Source organism: Kitasatospora sp. NPDC058046 (assembly GCF_042885595.1).
Lineage (GTDB): Bacteria > Actinomycetota > Actinomycetes > Streptomycetales > Streptomycetaceae > Kitasatospora.
Genome location: NZ_JBHVRS010000025.1, coordinates 60,407 through 84,042 on the forward strand (window position 1 = coordinate 60,407; position 23,636 = coordinate 84,042).

General features: G+C 70.9%; 15 protein-coding genes and 3 pseudogenes. 12 read left to right on the forward strand and 6 right to left on the reverse strand.

Annotation, left to right across the window (positions count from 1 at the left end; all coding sequences use genetic code 11):
• From ACFVU7_RS36725 to ACFVU7_RS36735, 3 genes are all read left to right on the forward strand, one after another.
• On the forward strand, positions 1–602 hold a 602-nt coding region (locus ACFVU7_RS36725), incomplete at its 5' end, for a hypothetical protein (RefSeq protein ID WP_388049911.1).
• 589 nt (positions 603–1,191) lie between these two features.
• A complete protein-coding gene (locus tag ACFVU7_RS36730) occupies positions 1,192–1,620 on the forward strand; it encodes a hypothetical protein (protein WP_388049914.1) in 429 nt (142 codons plus the stop codon).
• A gap of 636 nt (positions 1,621–2,256) precedes the next feature.
• A complete protein-coding gene (locus ACFVU7_RS36735; protein ID WP_388049917.1) occupies positions 2,257–4,551 on the forward strand; it encodes a hypothetical protein in 2,295 nt (764 codons plus the stop codon).
• Between the two features lie 199 nt (positions 4,552–4,750).
• On the opposite strand, the gene ACFVU7_RS36740 is transcribed toward ACFVU7_RS36735, so the two are convergent.
• Positions 4,751–4,966: a hypothetical protein gene (locus tag ACFVU7_RS36740; RefSeq protein WP_388049919.1), complete on the reverse strand. Its 216-nt coding sequence runs from the start codon at positions 4,964–4,966 to the stop codon at positions 4,751–4,753.
• 366 nt (positions 4,967–5,332) lie between these two features.
• Between ACFVU7_RS36740 and ACFVU7_RS36745 the strand changes: the two genes are divergently transcribed.
• From ACFVU7_RS36745 to ACFVU7_RS36770, 6 genes and pseudogenes are all read left to right on the forward strand, one after another.
• A complete protein-coding gene (locus ACFVU7_RS36745) occupies positions 5,333–5,779 on the forward strand; it encodes a hypothetical protein (RefSeq protein ID WP_388049922.1) in 447 nt (148 codons plus the stop codon).
• 167 nt (positions 5,780–5,946) lie between these two features.
• Positions 5,947–6,378, forward strand: a pseudogene (locus tag ACFVU7_RS36750) (bifunctional DNA primase/polymerase); the annotation flags it as partial.
• Between the two features lie 112 nt (positions 6,379–6,490).
• Positions 6,491–7,470 (forward strand): annotated as a pseudogene (locus tag ACFVU7_RS36755) (IS5 family transposase).
• A 231-nt stretch (positions 7,471–7,701) separates the two neighbouring features.
• Positions 7,702–9,063 carry a hypothetical protein gene (locus ACFVU7_RS36760; protein WP_388049925.1) on the forward strand — a complete coding sequence of 454 codons (1,362 nt, stop codon included), beginning with the start codon at positions 7,702–7,704 and terminating at the stop codon, positions 9,061–9,063.
• A 665-nt stretch (positions 9,064–9,728) separates the two neighbouring features.
• Complete coding sequence (locus ACFVU7_RS36765; RefSeq protein WP_388050063.1) at positions 9,729–12,566, forward strand: SNF2-related protein; 2,838 nt, start codon at positions 9,729–9,731, stop codon at positions 12,564–12,566.
• Positions 12,563–13,867 (forward strand): SWIM zinc finger family protein, encoded by a 1,305-nt coding sequence (locus ACFVU7_RS36770; protein WP_388049928.1) that lies wholly within the window; start codon positions 12,563–12,565, stop codon positions 13,865–13,867. Before ACFVU7_RS36765 ends, ACFVU7_RS36770 begins: the two co-directional genes overlap by 4 nt.
• Positions 13,868–13,936: 69 nt before the next feature.
• Here ACFVU7_RS36770 and ACFVU7_RS36775 read toward each other — a convergent pair whose 3' ends face one another.
• Positions 13,937–14,443, reverse strand: a complete 507-nt coding sequence (locus tag ACFVU7_RS36775; RefSeq protein ID WP_388049931.1) for a hypothetical protein — start codon at positions 14,441–14,443, stop codon at positions 13,937–13,939.
• Between the two features lie 513 nt (positions 14,444–14,956).
• Between ACFVU7_RS36775 and ACFVU7_RS36780 the strand changes: the two genes are divergently transcribed.
• Complete coding sequence (locus ACFVU7_RS36780; RefSeq protein ID WP_388049933.1) at positions 14,957–15,304, forward strand: hypothetical protein; 348 nt, start codon at positions 14,957–14,959, stop codon at positions 15,302–15,304.
• A gap of 24 nt (positions 15,305–15,328) precedes the next feature.
• Here ACFVU7_RS36780 and ACFVU7_RS36785 read toward each other — a convergent pair whose 3' ends face one another.
• On the reverse strand, positions 15,329–15,892 hold the full coding sequence (locus tag ACFVU7_RS36785; RefSeq protein ID WP_388049936.1) for a hypothetical protein: 564 nt from the start codon (positions 15,890–15,892) through the stop codon (positions 15,329–15,331).
• A 1,140-nt stretch (positions 15,893–17,032) separates the two neighbouring features.
• Here ACFVU7_RS36785 and ACFVU7_RS36790 point away from each other — a divergent pair.
• Positions 17,033–17,230 (forward strand): annotated as a pseudogene (locus tag ACFVU7_RS36790) (hypothetical protein); the annotation flags it as partial.
• Between the two features lie 629 nt (positions 17,231–17,859).
• Here ACFVU7_RS36790 and ACFVU7_RS36795 read toward each other — a convergent pair.
• From ACFVU7_RS36795 to ACFVU7_RS36805, 3 genes are all read right to left on the reverse strand, one after another.
• Positions 17,860–18,936: a hypothetical protein gene (locus tag ACFVU7_RS36795; protein ID WP_388049938.1), complete on the reverse strand. Its 1,077-nt coding sequence runs from the start codon at positions 18,934–18,936 to the stop codon at positions 17,860–17,862.
• Positions 18,937–19,357: 421 nt separating this feature from the next.
• A complete protein-coding gene (locus ACFVU7_RS36800; protein WP_388049941.1) occupies positions 19,358–20,203 on the reverse strand; it encodes a hypothetical protein in 846 nt (281 codons plus the stop codon).
• A 571-nt stretch (positions 20,204–20,774) separates the two neighbouring features.
• On the reverse strand, positions 20,775–20,993 hold the full coding sequence (locus ACFVU7_RS36805) for a hypothetical protein (RefSeq protein ID WP_388049944.1): 219 nt from the start codon (positions 20,991–20,993) through the stop codon (positions 20,775–20,777).
• Between the two features lie 416 nt (positions 20,994–21,409).
• On the opposite strand from ACFVU7_RS36805, the gene ACFVU7_RS36810 reads away from it, so the two are divergent.
• Entirely contained in the window at positions 21,410–23,614 is a 2,205-nt protein-coding gene (locus tag ACFVU7_RS36810) for a hypothetical protein (RefSeq protein WP_388049947.1), read from the forward strand.
• Positions 23,615–23,636 lie beyond the last annotated feature (22 nt).

Here is a 23,636-nt window from a genome sequence, read left to right on the forward strand (position 1 = left end):
CCGCACCGGTCGCCGCACCGGTCGCCGCGACCTTGCCTGCTGTGACCACTTCACACAACGCTGCGATTGCACCGACTTTCAAGATCAGCAGCGCCCCTCTCGCTGCCCCGGCCCCGAACGCCCTTCCCCCAGCACTGGCGAAGAAGGTGCATGGATTGCCGAATGGCTACCTTCTCCTGGCAACCAGCTACCGAATCGCCAAGTCTGCGGTTCCGAGCAAGACGGCCCGTACCAAGCGCAACATGCGGCTCAACACTGAGGTCGCGGATGCCCTCACCCGCCAGATGCTGACCGACAAACGCCTGCTGGGTATCAAGGACCTCAAGCCCAGCCACTACGTCGACGCGGCCCTTACGTACGGTCGCACCGCCGATGTCGCGACCCTGATCGCGCAGGCGGATGCTTTCCGTGAGCGCTGGCTGGGCGAGGACGACCCATTCGAGGACCCGAATCACTACACCATCACTGCCGCCAACAACAGCTGGCTCGACGACATGCTCGATGAGCTCACCCTCGCCAAGGCAAATGGCCTTCACGGCTACATGATCAACGTCATCATCGAGGCATACCTCAGCGAGCTCAGCCCACCCGGCTCCGCGTAGCGGGCCTGTAGGTGTTGAGGCGGTCTCCGATTGGAGACCGCCTCAACGCGTTTCTGCCAACACCTGGCCCCCTCGCATCCGCAGGGCCACTTTTCTCCACGACTCCGGTCCAGTGCATCCGACGGTGCCACACTCACGCAGCCGCACCGACAGCAATCTGAACGACCCTCGTGCATGTCCTGTCCCGCAGGTCCCCGCCTGGCCGACCGTCTGCCGTACCCTCTATCCATCGAGCGCCTCGCGCATCAAGCTCACATGAGGCCCCAGATCCAGGCGCAATGTTCCTGACCTGCAGGTTCTCTGCAATGGGGTGACGAGCTGTAGCTTTCTCACGGCGTGTCGACCCCAGGATCGTTGACTGTGAAGCGACACACCGCGTTAGGTGGTGTCATCTCAACTGCGCGAGGGTCGTATGATCCTCGTCAGAAGATGAACGACGGTCTTGTACACAGGCACAGCGCTGCCAGTCTTTAGCGCGCCCGCAGGACGGTCGACCGATCGAGGAAGGACGGAGGATCAGTTGGCACGCCGCTCACCAGTGCGCTCTGACGGGACTATCTCCCAGCGCACGGTTTCGGAGTGGTCAGGTGTGAGTCCTGGCACACTGAAGAATCTGGCGCGCATCGGGCTGCTACCGGAAGCCGGCCAGCTCCGGCCTAACGATGTGGTCCTCGCCCGGATCGCGCACGCGCTTGGCTCGACTCGATCCACCAATCGAGATTCGCAGCAGGACGAGCGCACTACCGCTGCGATCCGGCGCGACTACGAGGCGCTCGCGATAGTTGCTGAGCGTCTACTCAGAATTACAGACGAGCCGCTGCCCAAGCGGTCCCGCCTCATCGTGCACCCTGCTGGCGCCAAGCTCATCACTCATGACTACCAGCTTCTTGAGTTCTGCGAGGACGACGCGATCTCGCATGAACCCTTCCAAGTCCTACCGATCGGCGCCTGGCACATCGATCTGCAGGGGCGCCTAGCCGAACCGGAGAACCACGGTCAGATGGACATAGCAGCATAAAGAAACGGCACCCACCAACTGCCGCAAACAGGGTGGGCGCCGCTTCGTGCAGGCTCGTAGCCTTACTCGCCAAAGCCGAGGTTACCAGAGCCCCCAGCCGAGTCGTCTCCACGAGGTGGAGCCTCGGCTATCTGTGTCTCACTCACCCACTGAGCCCCTTGGCACCCACGATCCCGCGCAGGCGAGTCTCACCCTGTGGTCGTTGCATGCTCCGCTCATTGCGGAGGTCTGGCGCACCGCAGAGTTGCGCCCAGGTCGGCCTTCTATGGCGTCGCCTCGGCTTGGCCTGGTGCCGTTCTGCCATCGGGACTTCCTGTGGCACGACCGTGCCCGGCCTCACGTGACCGGTCGAAGGTAGGGACCACCCCAGTCAAACCCCTAACCAAATGCTGCACCACCAGTGCCCGATCTAGCTCCTGACGCTCGGGCTCTAGATGGTTTTTGCCACTTTCAGCCCTGGAGTAGGCCATCAGTACTAGTCCACGGGGCGGATCAGTGTTGCCAGAACCAGAGGTCTGCTCTGCTGGCTTCCACTCAGGTCGCTCCTCATCCCTGTCGCACCTCGCACCCCCGCCCTTCGCGGCACAGTCACGGTCAAGTGACACTATTTTCAACGCACTTCAGCTCAGTCCTGCAATGCGCCACCGTTTGCGGAAGGCTGTCCGGTTCATTCTCGACAGCCCCGAGCTTGCTGATGCTTCGGATGCTGTGCGCCTGGCTGCCGTTGTTCTTCTGGCCAAGTCGCCGGCGAGCCGTTGCGGTGTCAGGATCCGCCAGGCTGAGCTCGGACGGTGGCTTGGGGTCGGGACGTCCCACATCGAGCACAACGTCCTGCCGCTGCTGCGCCGGGCAGGTGCGGTCGAGTCCCGGGTCACCACGGACGACCTGGGTCAGGTCACCGGGCTGGTGTGCGAGCTGACGGCGCTTCGGGCTGCCCGGGAAGGCGGCGGTGATCATCCGCTGCGCCTGCTACGCCAGGACCTCGCCACGCTGCTTCGGCTGTGCGAGAAGGTACTCGGCCCTGGTTGGGCGCCGAAGGACGGGCCGGTCACCGAGCCGGGCCTGCTGGCTGGCCGTCAGGGCCCCGGCGCTGCTACGGATCGTCTCGCCCTCCTGTTGCTTGTCCTGCAGACCCAGAAGAACGGCCGGGCCTCTTTGGTCGGTGGGTCGGTGGCCCGCGGTCGTGGACGGTGCGCGGCGACCGTCGCGAAGGTGCTGGGGTGCAAGGCGGGTGGTGGCGCCAAGGTTCTTGGCCGTCTTGTGCGGGCCGGCGTCGTCATGGTGTGCCGGGAGGAGCAGAGTTCAGGGCTTCTGGGCAAGAGCCGGTTGCTGGTTCCAGCCGTGGCGGCCGCGCATCGCGTGCCGCTGGCGGTTCCCCGTCCCCGGACGCCCGTTGGTGACATCCCGGGTGGCGCCCCTGACGATGCCCAGGCAGCGGGCGAGGCCCCAGACACCGCTGCGCCGCAGGACGGTCTGGCTGCCGGTGGCGGGTTCTCGGAGGTGGAGGTCAGCGAGCGCTCCGCTGGTGCGGTTGGCGATCTTGAAGTCGGGTTCGTGCCCGATGGCCTTGCGGGGCCTAGGTCCGCCTCTGGTGGGGAGGGGTCGGAGCCCGGTGTTGTGGTGCGCGCCGGTGGTGCGGGGCTCCACGCTCTCCACGCGGTGGTGGTTGCTCCTGATGGTGTTGGTGCTGGTTTGGTTGGTGGTTGTTCCGGCGATGCCGGTGGGGGTGAGCCACTGTGGCGGGTTCGTGCGCGTGAGCGCGAGGACCGACCGGGCCCGCTTCGCAGGGAACAGCCGGTTTTCGCGTCGTCGGAGGCAGTGCCCAGGGAGCTTGCCTGGGTGGTGGAGCCGGTGGTGTGGCTGTGGTCCCGCCTGCCGCGGCAGGAGCGTCGTGAGTTCCTCAGCTCGCTGGTGGTGGGGGAGCTTGAGCACCTGTCGGGCCTGGTAGGCCGCGAGCGTGCTGGGCGGGCACTACGGGCGCGGTTCGTTCGTCGCATGGGTCAGCAGGGCTCGGTTCCGGTGGCCGATCCGATCGGCTGGATGCTGAGCCGTGGACTTCGGCAGCGTGTTGACTGCTGGTCGGAGCTGTGCGACGAGGGTGTGCGCATCGACTCCGCAGCAGCCTGCGCGAGTTGTGAGTCCGAGCGCGGGGAGTCCCGTGCGGTGCGGGGCGCGGTGCTGCGGGACCTGGCCGCTGGCGGGCGTCGTGTGGAGCGTGGTGACCTGGACGCGGCGGTCCACCATGCCGTTCAGGTCCGGGCGGCGGCCGCGGCCGTGCGCCGTGAGGGCCAGCTCCAGCTCCAGGTCCAGGCTCAGGCGGCGGCGGCCCTTCAGCTGCGGCGGGACGAGGCGCGAGTGCGTGAGGAGCAGCGGTTGGCTGTGCCGTGCACGGGTTGCGGGTTGCCGGGGATGGCCGGGCGGTGTGCGGTGTGCGGGTGGCGGGCCGAGGTTGTTGAGCTGCTGGCGGAAGTTGTCGACCTGGTGGTGGCTGGTGGCGGGGGTGAGCGGTCGGCGGTCGAACGTCGGCTGAGTGTGGGTCTCGAGCAGCGGGCGGCTGAGTCGCTGGCCGTGGGTGCGGACGAGGGTGAGGTGGCGTTTGCTCGCTGGACCGCTGCCCGGGACCTCTTGGAGGACCAGCGCCGTGAGGTCCGCGAGCGGCTTGGTGGCTGCGTCGAGGTTGAGGCGGAGGTGCGGTCTGTGGTCGCCGCGGAGTGCCGGCGGCTGGCCGGGATGGGCGATGCGGGCTGGGTGCGCGCGCAGGCGGCAGCGGCCGGGGATGCCGCTCGTGTCCGGGCTGCGCAGACCCTCCTGGAGCAGCGGGTCTCAGCGGAACGGGGGCAGCGGGCGGCTGCGCGTGAGCGGGTGGACTGGGGGGCTCGGCTGGCGGGGTGGGCGGTTCGGCCGTTGTCGGAGGAGGTGCGGGCGGCGTGAGCGGGCAGACGGCAGGACGACGGCGCTCGCACTTCGACGGGCATTTTGATGGCTCTGCAGGACCGGGTCGGCGGCGTGCCGGGCGGCGGCTCACGGCGTGGGTGGAAGGGCTTCCAGGGCTCTCGGTGCGGGCGCGCCGGCTGCTGCTGGAGGGCGATGTCGAGGGTCGCTACCAGGGGCGCAGCGGGGGTGACAGCGGCTACCGGCTGACGATGGCGCTCGCGGTCGCGGTCAGCCAGCCGGGCCGGGAGTGGACGTCGGCGCAGTGGTGGGAGGCACTGGTCCTGCGTCCGACTGTGGGTGGGGCGTGGGCGCGGTCGCTGCGGACGTCGAAGGGTGACCGGTACGCCGAGGCGAAGCTGGGGGAGATGCTGGTGCGGGCGCGGGCGTTCGTCGGCCGGTCGGGTGCCGTCACGTGCCGTGCGGATGCGCTGGTGCAGATCGCGCGGGTTCGCGAGGCGGTCGAGCGGACGGTATGGCGGGGGACCAAGGGTGGGGTGGACGAGCGGAACCTGACGGCCCGTTTGGATCTGGCCCAGCGGGCCGGCGGGCTGGAGCACCACGCATCGGTCCGGCAGCTGGCAGAGCTGATCGGGTGCGCCCGCTCGACCACGGAGGACAGCAACGAGCGGCTGGAGAAGGCGGGCTGGCTGGTACGGAGGTCCTCGCAGGGCGGCCCGCACGCGAGTGGGGCGTGGACGCTGCGGATTCCCGCCGGTGCCGGTGACGATGGTCGTGCAGCGCCGGAACAGGCGCGCGCCTGCTGCCCTGTCTGGACCCGGTGGAGGGCCGCACTCCGCAGGACCTGGCGGCGGCCCTCGGTGTGCACCGCACCACGGTGCGCCGGCGCCTGGACCGGCTGGGCGCCGACGGCCTGGTCGTGGAGGCCGACGGGCTGGTCTACCTGCCCGCCGCGCTCGCCGGTGACGGCGGCGTACGGGCGGACGAGGACCTGCTGCGCCCGGTGGCCCGGGCGCGGGGAACGGACGGCTTTGGCAAGCGCCGCCGCCACGCCCACGCGGCGCAGCGGGAGGCTTGGCGGATTCTGCTGGAGCAGCGGGAGGAGCGCCGGGCGCCGGCGCGGCCGCCGTTGCGGCTGGTGCCCGAGGGTGTGGTCGATGTGGTGTCAGGGGTGCTGCTGGATGAGGCTTGGGCGGGCTGGGACGTGCGTGACCCCGGCCGGCCGGTCTGGGTTGGCGAGGCGGTTCGGTGTGCTGGGGCGGCGTGATGCGATGCCAGGTGGTGGCATGGTGAGCGCGGGCCGGGAGGAGGGTCTGCTGTTGGTGTTGTGGTTCGCGGCCCGGGACATGCCGGTGTTCCCGCTCGCGTCGAACCGTAAGACGTCCCTTGCCGGCTGCGGGCGGTGTAGCCGGAGGAGTCCGGGCTACGTGACGCATTCAGCGCTGGAGTGCGGCTGCCTCGCCGAGGGCGGGTGGTGCCACGGGTTTCTGTGCGGCGACGTGCGATCCGGTGCTTGTGCACCGGTGGTGGTCGGTGCTGCGGCGTGGTGGGGCGGTGGCGACGGGCCCTGCGGGCCGGGTGGTGGACGTGGACCGGCACGGTGGTCCGGTGCCGGAGATTCACCGTCTGTTCCTGGGGTGGTATCTGGTTTCCGTTCAGGTGCAGGGCGGGCGCGACCGGGTGGATGTCCTGCGGTTGTTGGCGGATCTGTGCGGACGGTGCGACTCTGGTGGTGCGAACGCCCGGCGGAGGCGCCGTCTGTGGTTCCGGGTCCCGGCCCGCACCAGATGGCGTGGTTCGGTGGGCAACGCCGGATCCGGGCCGGTGTTGGGGTGGCAGGTGGACGTGTGCGCCGAGGGCGGATCCATCGTGGCTCCGGAACACGGATCGCTGCCGTGGCCTAGGGCCTGTGTGAGGTTGCGATCAGTCTTCGGGTTCTGCCCTCGCCTGAGGGCAGAACCCGGTAGAACGGTTGGCTGTGACGCGCAGGCAACTGACGGACGAGCAGTGGAAGTTGATCGAGCCCTATCTGCCGATCGGGAGGTTCGGACCGTACCCCGAGCGGCTTCGGGAGCAGTTCGAGGGCGTGATCTGGCGGTTCCGCTGCAGCGCCCAGTGGCGGGAGATGCCTTCCGAGTTCGGTCCCTGGCCGACGGTCTACGGCCGATTCCGTGTCTGGCGGGACGCGGGCGTCTTCACCGCCTTGCTGGAAGGCCTGATCGCCAAGGCCGCTCGTGAGGGGACAGCGGACCTGTCGCTGGTCAGCGTGGATTCCACGTCCGTCCGGGCTCACCACGACGCCGCCGGGATGCTCGTCGACGAGGAGATCATGGAGGCCCTGGAGGAGGCCGCGCGGGAGCAGGAGGAGACCCGACAAAAAGGGGCGAGCCGCAGGAACAGAACGGACAGGACGAGCGGCGACGCGCCCGGCTCCGTCGTGGGCTCCGCCTGAAGGAAGCCCTCCTCGGACGGTCCCGGGGCGGGCTGACCAGCAAGGTTCATCTGGCCGCCGACCGCAGGTGCCGTCCCCTGGCACTCGTGCTGACCGCGGGGCAGGCCGGTGACAGCCCGCAGTTCGTCCCCGTGCTGGAGAAGGTGCGGGTCCGTCTGCCCGTTGGCCGTCCTCGCACGCGGCCCGGCGCGGTCGCCGCGGACAGGGCGTACTCGTCCCGCGGCAACCGCGCCTACCTGCGTAAACGCCGGATCAAGGCGGTCATCCCGGAGAAGAGGGACCAGGCCGCCAGCAGGAAGAGGAAGGGCAGCAGGGGTGGCCGGCCGGTCGGCCACGACGCGGATCTCTACAAGGAGCGCAACACCGTCGAGCGCCTGATCAACAGGCTGAAGGCCTGGCGAGGCATCGCCACCCGCTGCGACAAGAAGCCCGAAAGCTACCTCGCCGGCCTCCACCTCCGCGCCTCGATGATCTGGGTCGACGACCTCCTGCGAGACACCGACTGATCGCAACCTCACACAGGCCCTAGGACCAACGACCGCCGAGCCCCTGGTCCTCGTGAGCCCTGGTCGGCCCGGATCAAGCTCCCGGCAGCGCGCGGTGGTGCATGCAGAACCGTCAGGTCCGGGCACCCGCTGCGCGTTCGGCTGCTACCGTGACCAGGAGAGCCACCTTCCCCGCATGCGCGGGGCGGCGCCGACTTCGAGGCGCGCCCACTTGCCATCCCGGGGAGGGACATGTCCATCGCACCCGAAATTCCGGCTCCCGCCGCCCTCGAGCAGTGGCTCGGGCGCCGAGTCCGCAGCCTGACCGTGCACGCCGCGGACCGTGCGGCGCTGGTCCTCACGTGCTCCGACGGCTCCACCGGGCTGCGCACGGCCGTGGACCTGATCGAGGCGTGGTGCCCGTGGGACCTACAGGTCGTACTCGACCCCGACGAGAAGCCCCTCTCGGTCTGGGACTGCGGCGGCACCGCAGCAGATGACTTCGGCGACCTGAAGGAGCGGATTCTGGGTGACGCCGTCGAGGCCGTGACCACCGGGCGCCTGCCCGCCGAGGGCCGGATCACCCCGCAGATACTCCACCGGGTCGTCCACGAGCTGGAGAACGGCTGGCCGTCACCGAGCCTGAGCGCCCTGCGAGTGGGCCCCGACCACAGCAGTGTCACCGTCCGCCCGGCGCCGCTCGTCGAGTTGGCCATGCGCAGCGTCGTCTGGGACCTCGTCGACCGGATGCAGCGTGCCGATCCGGTGGGTTCGGCGGCCTGGCTGCGGGAGCTGCTGGGCCTCCCGACGTCCGTCTTCCGGCGTGATGTGCCCTTCCCTGACGCCTTCCTGCTGGAGCAGTTTCTCGGCTTGTGGGCACTGCCGGTCGAGGTCCACAGTCTTCCTGACACCGATGCTGTCCTGAAGGTCGTGTACACGGGCGTCGACGGCGAGAGCAGGGCGCACAAGAACCTCTGCACAGTCTGGACCCTGATCCGGAACTCGACGGTCCCGTGGGCGATGACGGTGGCCGCCGCCGACGCCGACGGCCAGATTCTGGACCGGGACCCACCACGGTTCCCGCGTCCCGGGGAGGAACGGGGTCCAGGCCTGTCGGGGGTGATTGACCCCGGCCCGTTCGACCACCTGATGGTGCGGGCCGCCGCTCCGGACCCGCAGAACCGCCGGGTGATCGAGGGCAGGGACCTCCTGGAGGAGGAACGGCTGGCGGACCTGATCGCCGACACCGTCCTGGTGGACCTGCAGACCTCGCCCCGGCCCCAGCCCGCCATGGATCATGACGGCCGGGACCTGCTGCGCACCGGGGCCCGCGCGTACACGCCGGTGATCAGGTGGACCGTCGGCGGACTACGGTTCCTGGAGGGGGCCGGCCGTGAGGGGCGCGACGCACTGCTCGGCGTCATTCGTCTGGCTCGTCACGGGACGGCGCTGCCGCCTGTCTTGGTGCAGCTCGCCCGTTCAGCAGGCCTGGTAAGGATCGACGGAACCATGGACCGGGTCGTCGCGGAGGTCGTGCGGGCCACTGCGGAGGGGCAGAGCGCCATGCCGGAGCTCGTCGACCCGATCACCGGCTCGCCGTGGACCGGGATCTGAGCGCAGCTGGTAGACCGCGACGGGCAGCCCATGGCAGGGATCGCGGTGACCGAGGACCTGCCGGTGAGCTGAGCCGGGTGCGGCAGGAGTACCTCGCACACTCGCGGGCCGTGGGTGCCGGCGACCGTGAAGGTCACCGGTCCCTGCGCCGCCGGGACTCGGCAACATGGCCGCGGCAGGGCGAAGCCGGGGCAACCCGCCGACCGTGCCCCGGGGTGTCGGCGGCGCGCGGTGGCTTGCTGCGCTGGCGGGCACGGCGTCGCGAGGCTCCGGCGGTCGGCGCCGGAGCGGGTCAGCGTGGCGTAGCGATCCGCCTTCCTGGGCGGCGCCGCAGATCACGGCCGGCCCGGCAACGGCGTGCGGCACCGCCGCAGGTTGCTCGTGGGGCGCGCCTGGCGACGCCTGGTTCCCCGGCCCGTCGTCCTGCCCGCCGGGTGCTCGTCCCGACCGGTCGGCAGGTCACCCGGCCGCGAGCTTCCCGTGGATGCGCGTCCCTGGTGAGGGTGGACTGTCGCCGTTCTCCGGCGGCCGGCTGACACCAGTTGGTAGGCTCGCCGCCGCGCGGGCCAGTGCGGCCCGCGGTGGAACGGAGGGCATGGCGCGTGGTGCTTGATCCGCCGGCCGGCACGGCCGTTGCCGCCGGGGCGGAAGCCGGCCAGGCTGCGATGAGCTCCGCCCAGGTGCAGGAGCTGGCGGGGTGCGCTGCGGTGTTCGTGCCTGCGGATCCGCCGCGCACCAGCACAGTGGTGTTCTGGCGCCCGGGCGGCGGCGCCGTGCCTGGGGCGACGGGGCAGGTGACGGTGGTACGCCCGCACGGTGCGTCGGTGCGCCGCCGCCAGGTGCCGGCCGCGGTTGTACCGGTCGGGCGGGCGCTGCAGGTCCTCGTCGAGGCACGCCGGATGTCGGACGCGGACCCGGCGGCGGTGTTCTGGGGGGCCGCCGCGGTGCAGGCGCTGCAGTTGCTCGCGCGGGGACGGCTGCTGCCCGGGGTCAGCCCGGCCGGGTTCGACGCGTGGCGGATCGGTCCCTACGAGCGCGACGATCTCGCGGCGGTGCGGGAGCTGGCGGCGGCGATGCCGCCGAACGCCCGGGCCGTGCCGCTCGCCGGGCGCTCCGCGGTGGAACTGCCGCAGGCCGAGCCCTTGGTGCGGGCGTTCGCGGACGCGCTGGCCGATTCGCTGGCCCGCACGCCGGCCGGGCCTCTCGCCGCTGGTGGCCCGCTCTGGACGGCGGCGCTGCCGCAGCTGGTGGGTGAGCAGCACCGGCAGTGGGCCGCCGACGTCGCCGTCGGCTTGGACGCCGGGGTGCGGGTGTCCCTGCGGATCGAGTTGCCAGGTACCGGTCTGGGCGGCTGGGAGGGGGAGTTCGCGGACGGCTGGGATGCGGGCGGGTGCCGGGCGGTGGTCCAGCTGCACCAGCTGGCGGACGGTGTGGTCGCCGACGTCCGAGACGTGTGGTCGGGACGGTCGCCGGCCGGTGCCTCGTTCGGCCCGCAGGCGCGGGCGCAGGCGCTGCTGGGGCTGCGCCGGGCGGCGCGGGCGTGGCCGCCGATGGGCCGGCTGCTGGAGGCGGCCGCGCCGGTGGGGCTCGACCTGTCGGACGCCGAGCTTGCCGATCTGCTGGGCGGGGCGTCAGCCGCGCTGGCGGGAGCGGGCGTTCAGGTCCACTGGCCGAAGGAACTGGCGAAGAGGCTGCTGGCCCGCGCGGTGGTGGGGCCGACGGAGAAGACCGAGTCGGACCTGCCGTCGCTGCTGTCGGCCGGGGCGCTGCTGTCGTTCCGCTGGCAGATCACCCTGGCGGGCCGGGAACTGGATGCCGCCGAACTGGACCGGCTCGCTGAGGCGACGCGGCCGCTGGTGCGTCTGCGGGACCAGTGGGTGCTGATCGACCCGGCTGTCCTCGCCCGGGCCCGCAGCCGCGACCTTGGCCCGCTCACGCCCACGGAGGCGCTGGGAAGCGTGCTGTCCGGCCGCGCCGAGGTCGCCGGCGAGCAGGTGGAGGTGACGGCGCTCGGGTGGCTGGCGGAGCTGAGGGAGCGTCTGGCCGACCCGCAGGCTGCCGCGCGCCGCGGCCCGGTGCCGCAGCCGGCCGCGTTGAACGCGACCTTGCGTGACTACCAGCTGCGGGGCCTGACCTGGCTGGTCCAGATGACGGACCTGATGCTGGGTGGCTGCCTGGCCGACGACATGGGCCTGGGAAAGACGCTCCAGCTTATCGCGCTGCACCTGCACCGCGCGCACAGCCTGCCGACACTGGTGGTGTGCCCGACTTCGCTGCTCGGCAACTGGCAGCGGGAGATCGAGCGGTTCGCACCCGGAACGTCCGTGGTGCGCTTCCACGGCAGCAAGCGCGCCCTGGCCGGCGCCGGGTCGGGCTTCATCCTGACGACCTACGCCACCATGCGGCTGCGGGCCTCCGAACTCGCCGAGCACAGCTACGGGTTGATCGTCGCTGACGAGGCCCAGCACGTGAAGAACCCGCACTCCTCGACGGCGCAGGCCCTGCGCACGCTGAGGGCCCCGGCGCGGATCGCGTTGACCGGCACCCCGGTGGAGAACAACCTGTCGGACCTGTGGGCGTTGCTCGACTGGACCACCCCGGGACTCCTCGGCTCGCTGAAGGAATTCCGTGCCCGGTTCGCGCGCGGCGCGGAGAGCGGGAGCGATCCCGAGGCCGCGCGGCGCCTATCGGCACTGATCACCCCGTTCCTGCTGCGCCGGCGCAAGTCGGATCCCAAGATCGCTCCGGAGCTGCCTCCGAAGACCGAGACCGACCATCCGGTCACTCTGACCAAGGAGCAGGTGGCGCTGTACGAGGCGGTCGTGCGCGAGACGATGGCCGCGATCCGGGCCAGCGACGGTATCGAGCGGCGTGGCTTGGTTCTGAAGCTGTTGACCGGCTTGAAGCAGATCTGCAACCACCCCGCCCAGTTCCTCAAGGACGACGCCGGGCCGGGCGCGACGGCGAGCCGTTCGGGGAAGGTGGAGCTCCTCGACGAGCTGTTGGACACGATCCTGGCCGAGGACGGGTCCACGCTCCTGTTCACGCAGTACGTCTCGATGGGCCGACTGCTTGAGCGTCACCTGTCGGACCGGGGTGTGCCGGTGCAGTTCCTGCACGGCTCCATCCCCGTGAAGCGGCGCGAGGAGATGGTCGACCGCTTCCAGGCCGGCCAGGTCCCGGTGTTCCTGCTGTCGCTCAAGGCCGCCGGGTCGGGCCTGAACCTCACCCGCGCCGGCCACGTCATCCACTACGACCGCTGGTGGAACCCCGCCGTCGAGAAGCAGGCCAGCGACCGCGCCTACCGCATCGGCCAGACCCAGCCGGTCCAGGTGCACCGCCTCATCACGGAAGGCACCGTCGAGGAGAACATCGCCGAACTCCTCGCCAAGAAAGAGGCCTTGGCGGACGCCGTGCTCGGCACGGACGGCGAGCGTGCGTTCACCGAGCTCAGCGATTCCGAACTCGCCGATCTCGTCCGCCTGCGGAAGGTGGCCCGATGACCCCCGAACCGACGCGGCGGCCAGGCCAGGACGGCAACCGCCGGCTGGTCTTCCCTCCCCTGCCTGCGGCCCGGCTCGGCCGCTCCTTCGCTGACACCTGGTGGGGCAACGCCTGGGTACGGGCCCTGGAGGGTCCGTCCCGCTCCGCGACCGGCCGCCTGGCTCGCGGACGCACCTACGCCCGGTCCGGCAACGTCGGCGAGATCACCGTCACCCCCGGCCGTGCCACCGCACGCATCCAGGGCAGCCGGCCCACCCCCTACCGCACCTCGATGAGCATCCCCACGCTCACCCCATCAGCCTGGGACGCGCTGCTTGATGCGGTCGCCGCCCAGGCCGGGCACATCGCCGCCCTGCTGGATCGCGACATGCCCACCGCCCTGGCCGACGATGCCGCCCAGGCCGGCGCGCGTCTGCTGCCGTCCCCCCGGGAGATGCAGGCCGACTGCTCCTGCCCGGACTGGGGCGATCCCTGCAAGCACGCCGCCGCGCTCTACTACCAGGTCGCGCGACTCCTCGACACCGACCCGTTCGTGCTGTTCCTGCTCAGGGGCCGCAGCGAGAGCGAGCTCATGGCCGAGCTGCACCGCCGCAACGCCGACCACGACGCCACCGCCCCTGCTGCGCCGCCGACAGCCGCGACCGGGACTCCGGCTAGGGAGGCCTTTGCCGCCGCCCGCACCGGCCTGCCCCTGTTGCCCGCACCGCCGTCTCCGGTCGACGAGCCGGGCCAGATCGCCCAGCTGCGTCCCGCCTCCGAGCCCGTCCCGGGACTCGACCCGGCCGCCCTGGAGTTCCTGGCCTCCGACACCGCCGCCCGTGCCGTGTACCTGCTGCGGCAGGCCCTCCTCCCCGCTGGCGATCAGGCCCAGCCCATCGGCCCGGTGACGCTCGACGTCGCCGACGACCTGGTCCGTCTGGCCGCGGCCCGGCCACCGGACGGGATCTTCACCCGGCTGGCCTTCGGCGGGCGCCGCACCCCCGCCTCCCTGACCCGCTCCGCCCGGGCCTGGCAGTACGGCGGGCTCGCTGCCCTGGCCGTCCTCGACAAGTCCTGGACCGCGGACCCTCAGTTGATGGGTGCGGTGCGCGAGCGCCTCAGAAGCGCCTGGGACGGTGTAGGGGCCCCCAGGATCCGGGTGTCCGGCAGCTGGCTCACCGTCCTCGGGCACGACGCGCAGCTGCGGCTCGGCACCGACCGGCACCTCTGGTACCCGTACCGGCGCAAGCACGGCGACTGGTGGCCGGCCGGGTTCCCGCACCCGGACCCTGCGACCGTCCTGGACGAACTCCTCAGCTGACCGCCGCCGCGGCGCCTCGTGGGCTCGGTCGCGGATCCGGGCCAGGCCGACGGGTGTCCTGGCGCCGGGTCACGGGCGGCCAGGTGCGGGCGGGTCGATGTAGAGGATTCCCTTGGAGGCTGCCTGGCGCATCACGAGCGAGCGCGGGGCCGCCTGCGGGTGCTCGGCAACCCACGCGCACACGGCTGCCGGCAGATGGTCGGGGTTGCCCTCCAGGGTGATGTGGCAGACCGTGTGGCCCTCGTCGTAGGTGCCGTCTGGTTGGAGTCCGGCGAGTTCGCGCAGTCGTTGGGGGCTGAGGCCGACGGGGTTGCCGTGGCGGCCGATGCACGTGCCGCAGCGGCTCGACATGACGCGCACCTTGCCGGTCGCCGAGTCGATCACCGACGGGGCCGGCGGCTCGTCCCTGGTCGCCGCCGGTGCCGCTCCTGCGGGCGCGCAGGCGCGCGGCGCGTGGTTGTCCGGGTCGGCGAAGAAGGCCCGCAGGGAGATGTACCCGCGGTTGCCCGGGTCGGCGGGTGTCCCCCTAGCTTGATCGGTGCGGTGATCAGGGTCGGTGCCTGCAAGGTCTTCCACGATGCTCCCCTCGTCGCTGCCAGGACGTTACCGTCCGTGAGTCTAGGCACTGGCGTGACGGGCGCGCTGAGACGGGCTGCGATCTGCGACTGGGTATCTGGACCGGCCGGTAGGGACCGGCGGGTGGAGCCGGGCAGCCGTGGCGGGCGGTGGAATCTGGAGCGGGAATGCGGTGGTCGGCTGGGCGCAGCGCCACAGGGTCCCGCCGCGGCTGGAGCACCGGCGCCTTCGAGGCGCTCCCGGTCGGTGTAAGGGCGGGGTGGCGATGGCGAGGCCGACGACGATCACCTCGTCGCGGGCCGGCGTACACCGGTGCGGCCGCCTGCGTTCCGCTCTCGCATGCCGTACTGCGGGTGCGCGCGCGGGCTGTGGGAGCATCGTCGGAACGGACTCGGGAAGCGGAGGCGCTGTGGGGTAGGAGGGCATGAAGTCGTCTCTGGGAGAGGCCCAGTGGCGGCGGGTCCAGGAGGGGGCTACCGGGGCTTCTTCGAGCAGGACCATCCATGGCTCCCCATGACCATCTCCGAGACCGAGACCCCGGACACCTGCGCGCTGCTCGGGCTCGAGCTGGACCTCACGATCGGCGACCCCGTGCTCTTCGATCTCGGCCTCGCGGGGTGGACCACGCCTCCGGGTTGGAGTCGAGAGCCTTTGGAGCAGCCGGCGCCCGGGTTCCGGCTCCTGGACGAGTGGGCCACCGCGATGGTCGAGGGTGTCCTGGACCTCAGGCCGAACGGGACCGTGACCATGGCCCTGACCGAGGAGGGTCTGCGTGTGGCCCGTGAACGCTGGGCTCGACTGGCCTTGTGGCGGCGGTGGAGGATCAACCGCCGTGGAGGCCCCGGCTTGCCCCCGGCGTGAAAAGGGAGCCAGGGACGGCCGTGGTCATGCCCGGGTCCGTCGCTGTTCGATGGCCAGGCACGCCATGGCCAGGGGGTAGGCGACAGGCCCATCGACGTGGGGGAAGACGTCCGTGTTGGTGTTCCCTCGTCGCAGCCGTACGGCACGATGGATGTGGCCGAACAGGACCGCGTTGATGGCCTTCGACTCGATGTGGTCGAGGTCCTCGCCGATCGGCGGGTCCGCTCCTGCGGTCTTCACCCGGCGGACGGCATCCGGGCTCCCGCCGGCAGGGGTCTCCCACGCATCGTTGTAGAACCACACGCCGACGGTGTTCTCGGTGTCGCGGTGCAGAGTCTCTCGTTGGTCCTGGTTCAGCTCGGCGGGACTGGAGGCCAGCATCTGGGCGAGGGCGAGCAGAACCTGATGCGGTTTCCCACCGTCGTAGGTCCAGGTGGGCCCGGGGATGTCGAACGTGAGCAACTCGATCCGACCGTCGTCGCGCTGCTCGACCAGCCCCATGAGGTTGGGCCGGTCCCAGGTGGCGGCATCCGCCAGCAGCGCGTCGGTGAAGGCGTGCTCGACCGCCTCGACGTTCACGATTGGCATGGTGCGGGTCTCTCCCTCCTGCGGTGCCCACCGCCTCAAGGGCAAGGGGCATCGGAGCATCAGGCTGACTTCGGTGAGCTGCTGCCGACCACGCTCGTATGACCGGCAGTTCAGCGGACGCTCCAGTGTGCCGCACCCTGTCGAGGCAGTGTGCCCGGACTCCCGGCTTCGGCCAGGACGAGAGCGACGACAGGCCCCGGCTCGGGATGCCGGTGCCGGCGGACGTCCGGGCGGTCAGCCGGGGTTCGTGGTCCCGCAGTTGGCCAGCGCGCACCCATGCGACCAAGCGGCCCGCTTCGTCGCTGGCTCTACGTCCCTCGGCCCGGTGCTGGACCAGGGAACGCGGAGGCCGCATGGGCCGGCGAAGTGGTTCAGATGATGCCCGGCGGAGAGTCCGTGGTGAGCCGTCGAGCTGAGTCGACATCCACCACCAAGACACACCGTGACCCCTATAGCCCTGAGAGGCCCAGCCTGTCAACTTGCCTGACTTTCGCTGCTGTTCACAGGGCTCAGTGTCACCCCTTCTGGTGGTTCTGCGGCGAAGCGGCCAGCCTGCACAACCGGTTCACCGTACGGTGGGGGTCGAACCGGCGTTCAGGCGCCGGCCACAGGCCAGCACGCGGCATACGCTGCCGCCGAGTCGGGGATGGCACCCGTGTCCGTTGATGCTCCCGCGGTCGTCCGCTTCCGCCCTGACCGGCAGACGGTGGCGCAGCTGCTCACGGGCGCAGGGCTGACCGCTCGCCGGGAGGCCGGTCGGGACGCCGCGAACGGCGTGGTGCGCCGACGATCCGGATTCGTCGTCGCCGAAGGAGGCGAGGGGCACCTGTGGCGGGTCAGCTACCTCGTGCCTCGATCCTGCCGGCCCTGCCCATCCCGGCCGAGTGGCATCCGTCTCGGCCTGGCCACCGCGACGGCCGAGGTCACCTTTCCGCCGCCATGGCGCGCGTGATGCGGGCCACTCCGATGTGGCCGGCGGGGCGGTAGGTGCTATTCCAGCGGTGCGACAGCGCACTCCGACAGTTCGACCTGAGTGCCACCCCGGCGCACCTGCCGCTACCGCCCAGCCCATGGGCTGCGATCAGTTCGGCAATCGCTGACAGGTGAATCGCCACTCTGCCCGGCGAATAGGTCGCGTACATGTACAAGCGCACCAACGACCGCAGGGCGGGCAAGGCCCACCTCGACCGGCTGCCGCTGTTCATGCCGGCCGACCCGGCCGCCGAGCTGCCGAAACCGGAGAACCCGGTCGAGGCGGGACTGGCCGACCTGTGGCGGCGCACCGTGCCGGTGATGGGCGAGGACTGGCGGGTCCGCGTGCACCCGCTCAACGATTCGACGGCAACGGGCTACCCCGCGCTCGCCCAGGTCCTGAGGAACGTCGGCGACGAAGGCATCACGGCCGGACGACGGCCCGTGCGGAGCCTGTCCGGCAGGAAGGACGGCCTCACGTGAAGGCTCACCCCTGCCGCAGAGCCACACCACCTCCCCCTACGCCTTCCACCGGGCGCTGCCCATTGCCACGTGCGCCACCCTGCCCGCCGACCTGGTCCTGGTGCGTCAGGCCAGCAGCAAGGCCGGTCCCAGGCTGACGGCCGGGGCCGTATCCGGCAGGCCCCACGTCGGCAGATCGCGGGACGCCAGCGGGGCGAGCGTGATGGCCGTTGACATCGAGGCCCGGCCTTCACCCCAAGACGGCGACGAAGCCGCGCCGAAACAAGAGCCGGGGAGCGCCGATCGGCTCAGGCCCCGGGAGAGTCCTCCACGGAATCGGCCTCGTTGTTCATCTTGATCTTGTCGTCGCGCGGGCAGGCAACGTACTCCTGGGCGAAGCCGGAGCGCCATGTCACCTCGGTCGGTGTGCCATCGAGCTTCTCGCTGCTGCGGTTCTCGCGGAAGGCGTCGTGGATCTCGCAGAACAGCGCACGGAATCGAGGCGGTGCGGGCCCGGCTGGCTCGGCAACTCATCACTGTACTGCCCCCAGGCCGGCGTCGCCGCGATGCAAGGCGAGCAGGGCATCGGCTTCCTCCGTGGTAGAGGGGCGTACCCAGGCGCGTCGCATCCAGCCGCTCATCTCCTCGTCCGGGTAGCCGTCTTCTTCGTCCACGTCGCACCATTCCGGCGGCTCGATCTCGACCACGGTGGCGGTCATGGTGACCAGCCCGGGGGAGAGCCGCTCGTACCCCGGCGCGTCTGCGGGGACATGAGGTTCAGTCGGTTGGTGGAGGCAGCTGCCAAGTGGCTGGTCGAGGCCGAGGTCGCTGTTGCCGAGCCCACCGCAGGCCTGCGGGTCGTCCGTCCGCGGGATCCGGTCCAGCACCTCGACCCGCAGGATGTCCCCCACCCGCCAGGGGTCGGGGGGGAGGCAGTCCTGGTAGCTGGGCGCGAAGTCGCTGATCGCCCACCGTGGCCCCTCGTACGGCTGCGGGCAGGCGCTGCTGCCCGGCAGCCTGGTGACGGTCGGTCCGTTCGGTGGCGACGCCGGCAGGTAGCCCGGGAGCAGGCAGGGCAGGTCGACGGTCCGGACCTCGATCATGCTGTCGGGGCCCGGGCTCTCGGGGTCGATGCACGAAGCGTGCCAGCCTCGGTCGTCCGTCTCGACGTGGGCGTGGAGTCCGCAGAGGTCGAGCGGGTACCCCGCCCGGACCGGCGGCAGCTGGCTCTCCACCACGCGGCGCAGGACGACAGCAGTACGGCGGCGCAACTCGGCGCGTAGGGCGGCCAGGTTGCGGCTACGCACCGTCGCGAGTTCGGCGGCGGCGGCCGGCACGGCCTCCGCGGTGGTCACCACATGCCAGGGCGGGACGTTCCAGGTGCCGCAGGAGTGCTGGAGGGACCGGCGTGGCTGCGGTGCGGACAGGGTTCGGGGCGTCAGGTGCACCGGGGGCTCGTCGACGGCGAGGCCGACCAGGTCGTGGCACCCGTAGCAGAAGAGGGCCTCGCGGTCGGTCCACACCACCCACCGGGCTGCCGGCCCCGAGCGGGTGGCGACGGTGACGGCTCTGGAGTGTACGGCCGGGGTGTGCGGAGCGGGCTCGGGCATGGGTACCTCGTGGGTGGTCGGACGCACGCCTGCGGGAGTGCGGCGCGGAGGCGGACCGTGCCGGGTCGGGCCGCGATACCCGCAGAGCGGGTAGGACCACCATGGGGAGGTCCGGCATCCTCCCCAGGCCAGTGTGCTGGGCGGCGGCTCGCCGGATCAACCCGGGCCTCAGCCCCTCGTTCCGGGCTTCGGCAAGGGCCCCGCCTCCCGTGGCCGGGACGCTAACGTGGTGTCCGGCAACCTCTCCCCGCGTGGGGGGGTACACCGGCTCCCGTGGCCGGCAACTCCCCCTGCGCGGTGCGGGGACGGCGCCCCGGCGAGCTGGGGTGCGCAGAGCTGTGTCTCCCCTGCCGAGAGGAATTCCTGCCGGGACCGAGCAACTTGCCGTTGCCGAAGAGACCGCCGCCGCCGTCAAGGCCGCCTACCCCGGCCTGCGCCAGGTACATCCGTTCAGCGTGGGCCACCCGCTGGCGGACGTCCGGGTCGAGCCGAAGGGCAGCGCCCGGTTCGTGCTCATGCCGTCCTTCTGGCCACCGACACGATGACTGCCTCCGTGCGCGGCCACGTCGAGTGGGAGATGACCAATCCGCGCCCGGAGATGGTCTTCCCCGCCGCCTACGTCGTCGCGGCGGCTGACGTACAGGATCCGCGGTGCTCCAGCGCGGTGCTGGCCGGGGTGGGCTTGGCGCTGGACTACGCCATCATTGCGACGCGCCGCGCGGCGCAAGCCGCCGAAGCCACAGCCCCGAAGGCGCCGTAGAGAACAGCAGGCACCCGTCGACGAGAGGTCGATGGTGCCGGTGGTGTAGCGCCGTCGCGAGGAACTGCACCACCGGCGCCGTTCAGGCGGCGGAGCGGGTGGCGGCACCGCGGCCTGCGTGGCCGCCTTCTTCGCGCGCCGGGAACACCGGAAGAGGATGCTCTCGGCCTCAACCTGGAAGCGGGCGGTGGCCATGGTGTCGCTGGTGGCCATGCCCTGGCCGACGCCGTCCAGGGCCCGCCGCAGACCTGCGACCCAGCGGTCGAGGCCGGTCTCGGGAGAGCGGGCGATGTCTTCCCAGGCGTGGTCGTTCGTCTCCAGCCGGGCGAGGGAGGCGCTCTGACGGGGCGCGATGTCCTTGATCTGCTGACGGAAGGCATCCGCCCCCGCGCCGTACAGCGCGCGCTGCACGGCGTGCGCGAGCCGGGCGGCGGCAGCCAGCGCAGCCCGGCCGCCGACCGTGGCCAGGGACGCGGGCGTCCCCAACAAGGAGGTGACCTCGCGCACCCCGAAAACGGAGGCGCGGTGCTGGTTCGAGAACTCAACCTGGAGCAGGTCGGCACAGCGGCCAGCTCCCGGATTCCGTGGCCGTCGATATTGCTGACGCGGTGCTGGCGGCCGTTCTCGAAGTCTGAGCCGCAGGATCCGTGACGGCACCGGGGACCGGGGGCGACCGCTGCTCACCTGTCCTACCCCGGCCGGCTGAACACACTGGTGGCGTGGAGCCGGTTAGCCCTCTCAGGCCGATTACGCGGCTGTCCATCGTCGCGTGCACGGTACTTCGGATCCGGGCCGCTGTGGTTTCCTTGCGGACACGCTCGGTCTCCACAGCAGCACCCGTTACTCCGGCAGCCGTGTTGCGTTTAAGCGCCTGGAGCCGCCGTGGCGCCAGCTCGTCCTCGGCGACTGAGGCCACCGCGCGACACTGTCATGGTGGATTTCTTCCACCGTCAGGCGAACTCGGCCGCAGCATCATGCGGTTGACCGGCGGCAGCGAACTGGCCAGGTGTCGCCGGCCGGGCCTGCGACTTCAGGCAGTGAGCGCGCAGTCCCCCACTCATCGAGTCGGCTCCTGCGGTCAGTTCTGCTCGATCTCAGTGGTGACGGTCGTGGTGGTACGCACCAGCCGGTAGGTGATCGAGTCCGGGGCGAACTGGCGTCGCCAGTTGAAATCCTCGCGTGCGGCCGAGCGGTCGTCGGTCGGGACGCTGACCGTCCGCCAGCGGCCGTCGGCCGCGGCCTGCACGACCCACGTGATCGTGATCAACGGGTCGGGCAGCAGAGTTTGGTCCGGCATAGCCCCTGAGCTTACCGCTCGCTTCGACCAGGGTCGCACGGCTGAACGTTGGAGATGACCGCCATCCAGCGCAACTCCGCGATCCCGCAGCCCTGCCGCGTCGGCTCACCAGTCCCTCTGACCGGCCCCGGCGGCACGTCGTCAACCGGGTCGCCCGCCCGTCCGGGCGGGCAACACCAGGAGTAGCCGGCTTCGGCGCTGAATGGCTGCAGAGCGGGACAGTCGCGCTTGCGGTAGCACGTTCACGGCCTCAACTCTTCTCCAAAGGTGCTTGGTTGGGTGTGTGGCGAGTGGTGTGAAACGCAGCCGAGACCCACGTTGACTTAAGTAGTTCAATCATTCATACGCCTGCATTCGAATGAAATATTCGCCCTGCTTTCTGATGATTTGTCTTATCTGAATGCTGCACTCGGCGCATGACAAGTACACGCACCATCCGCCGGGGAGTGCGTCCCCTGGACGATGAGGACCAGGACGCGATCGTTCGGCGCCTGCTGGACCGCGAGGAGAACCGGCTTCTGGCCGAAGCCTGCGAGTCGGAGCCCGGCGACGGCTGGCTCGGGCTGGTCTGCGACGCGGGCTTCGTACGCAAGTGCACGGTGCTGGCACACTCGGCGCCGTTGCACCGCATCGATCAGCGGCAGGCGTGGCAGCAGTTCCCGACCGGTCTGTACGACCCGCGCACGATGGCCCTGGCGGTGCTGGAGGCTGTGGTGAGCCAGCAGGGCATGGAACGCGAGGCGACGACCGAAGAGGTGGTCGTCTTCCTGGCGGAGCTGGCCCGAAGAGCGGCACCCGATCGCGACGGTGCCGAGCATGTGGCGGTCGCTCGGTTCGTTCTGAGGGAGCTGCTCAACGACCACGAAGCCGCCGAGCAGTTCTCCCTCGGCTACAGCGCGGAGGAACAGTGGAACTGGGCCGAGCAGCTGGAGCAGTACGGACTCGACCCGCAGCTGTTCAAGATCCAGCGGGACATGAACAAGGGGGAGGGCGGGATCACCAGCCTCTTCCGCTTCGCCACCTGCGAGGACTTCGTCAACTTCCTGATCGGCATGGTCGCCAACACCGACGGTCCCATCGCGGCACGCGAGGCACTGAAAGAGCACGCCGACAAGCTCGCCACCCGCCCCGACCGGGAAACCGAAGGCCGCTTCCTCGCCGAAGCCGTCCTGCGGCTGCGCCCGGTCCAGAAGGGGACGGCCGCGCTCACCACCGCGCGCCGACACCTGGAACAGCAGGTGCACGTCGTCGACCGGGCCGCCGAGCACATCGCCCAGCAGGTCCACGGGCTGCGGCAGGAGGCCCAGACGATCGGGGCCGAGGCCGAGGCCGCCGAACGGGAAGCGGAAGAGGCCAAGGGCCGCATCTCCGGGCAGCGCACGTACGTGGCCGCCCTCACCGCCCACGTCGAACGACTCGAGACGGACCAGGCCAAACGCACGGCGGCCGACCGTTCGAGGGCGGTCGAAGCCGCGCAGCTGGAGCACGAGGCCTGGGAGGCCGTCGAGCCGCTTCTCGCGCTGAATGCCAGGACCATCGAGGCGAAGGAGACCGCCGAGCTCCTCGCCCGGCAAGACGAGAGCCGAGCCCCGCAACGCTTTGCCCTGGAACGCGCCGGCGCGCTGCTGCACACCGCTCTCACCCAGTCGCTGGCAGGCATCACGGCCGACCTCGAAGCCGCGAAGGCCGGCAAGGCCGGCGCCGAGTCCGAGGCCCAGGAGTCCCGGAGCGAGCACGCCGCGGCCTGCGAGGCGGCTGCGGCAGCGAACGGCAGAGCTCAGGACGCCACCCGCCGCCGCGACGAGATCACCGCCCTCGTCGCGTCCGCACGCGCCGAAGGAGTCCTCCAGAAGGCCGAGAACTCGGACCAGGCCCTCCGACGCCTGCGGGGCGCACGTGACAGCACCGGCAAGCAACTCGCCGACTTCGAGGACCGGATGGAGCAAGCCCGCCTCCGACAGGGTGAGATCGCCATCGAGCGGCAGCACCTGGGCAGTGAACTCGGCGAGGTCTGCGAGCGGCACACCCAGGTGTGGGACCGGATCGACGACTTTCGTTCCAGACGCCGCGCGCTGGCCGCCGAGCCCCGGCTCAAGGAAGTGGCCGGGATCGACAGCAACGAACCGTTCGACCTGGATGCCGTCGGCGACGACTTGGTGGGGCTCCTCGAAGACCAGTGCCGCGCCGCGGACGACGCCATCGCCTCGCAACACGCGGCGGCAGCAGAGGACAGGCGAGTGAGCAGGGCTGTGCAGGACACCGGCTACCTGCCGGCCGCCCCCGAAGTGGACAGGGCCGTCCAGAGCCTGCGCAGCCTCGGCGCCCCCGCGCTGACGGGCTTGCAGTACCTGCGCGACGCCGTCCCCGCCGAGCGGCACACCGAAGTCATCGCCACGCACCCGCAGCTGGCCGGAGGGATCGTGGTCAGCGGCCGGGTCCCGGGCGACGACCTGGCGGCCCTGGCGCGTCGTGCCAACGTCGCGCTGACCTCGGTGATCGCGGTGGCGGCGCACACGGACGCGGAAGAACTGCTGGCCGGCGGGCCCGACCGGCAGCACGTGGTGATGCCCCTGCACGCCGGAGCCCTCGACAGCGATGCCGCGGACGAAGAACTGCTGTAGGTCAACCGCCGCCTGGACAGCC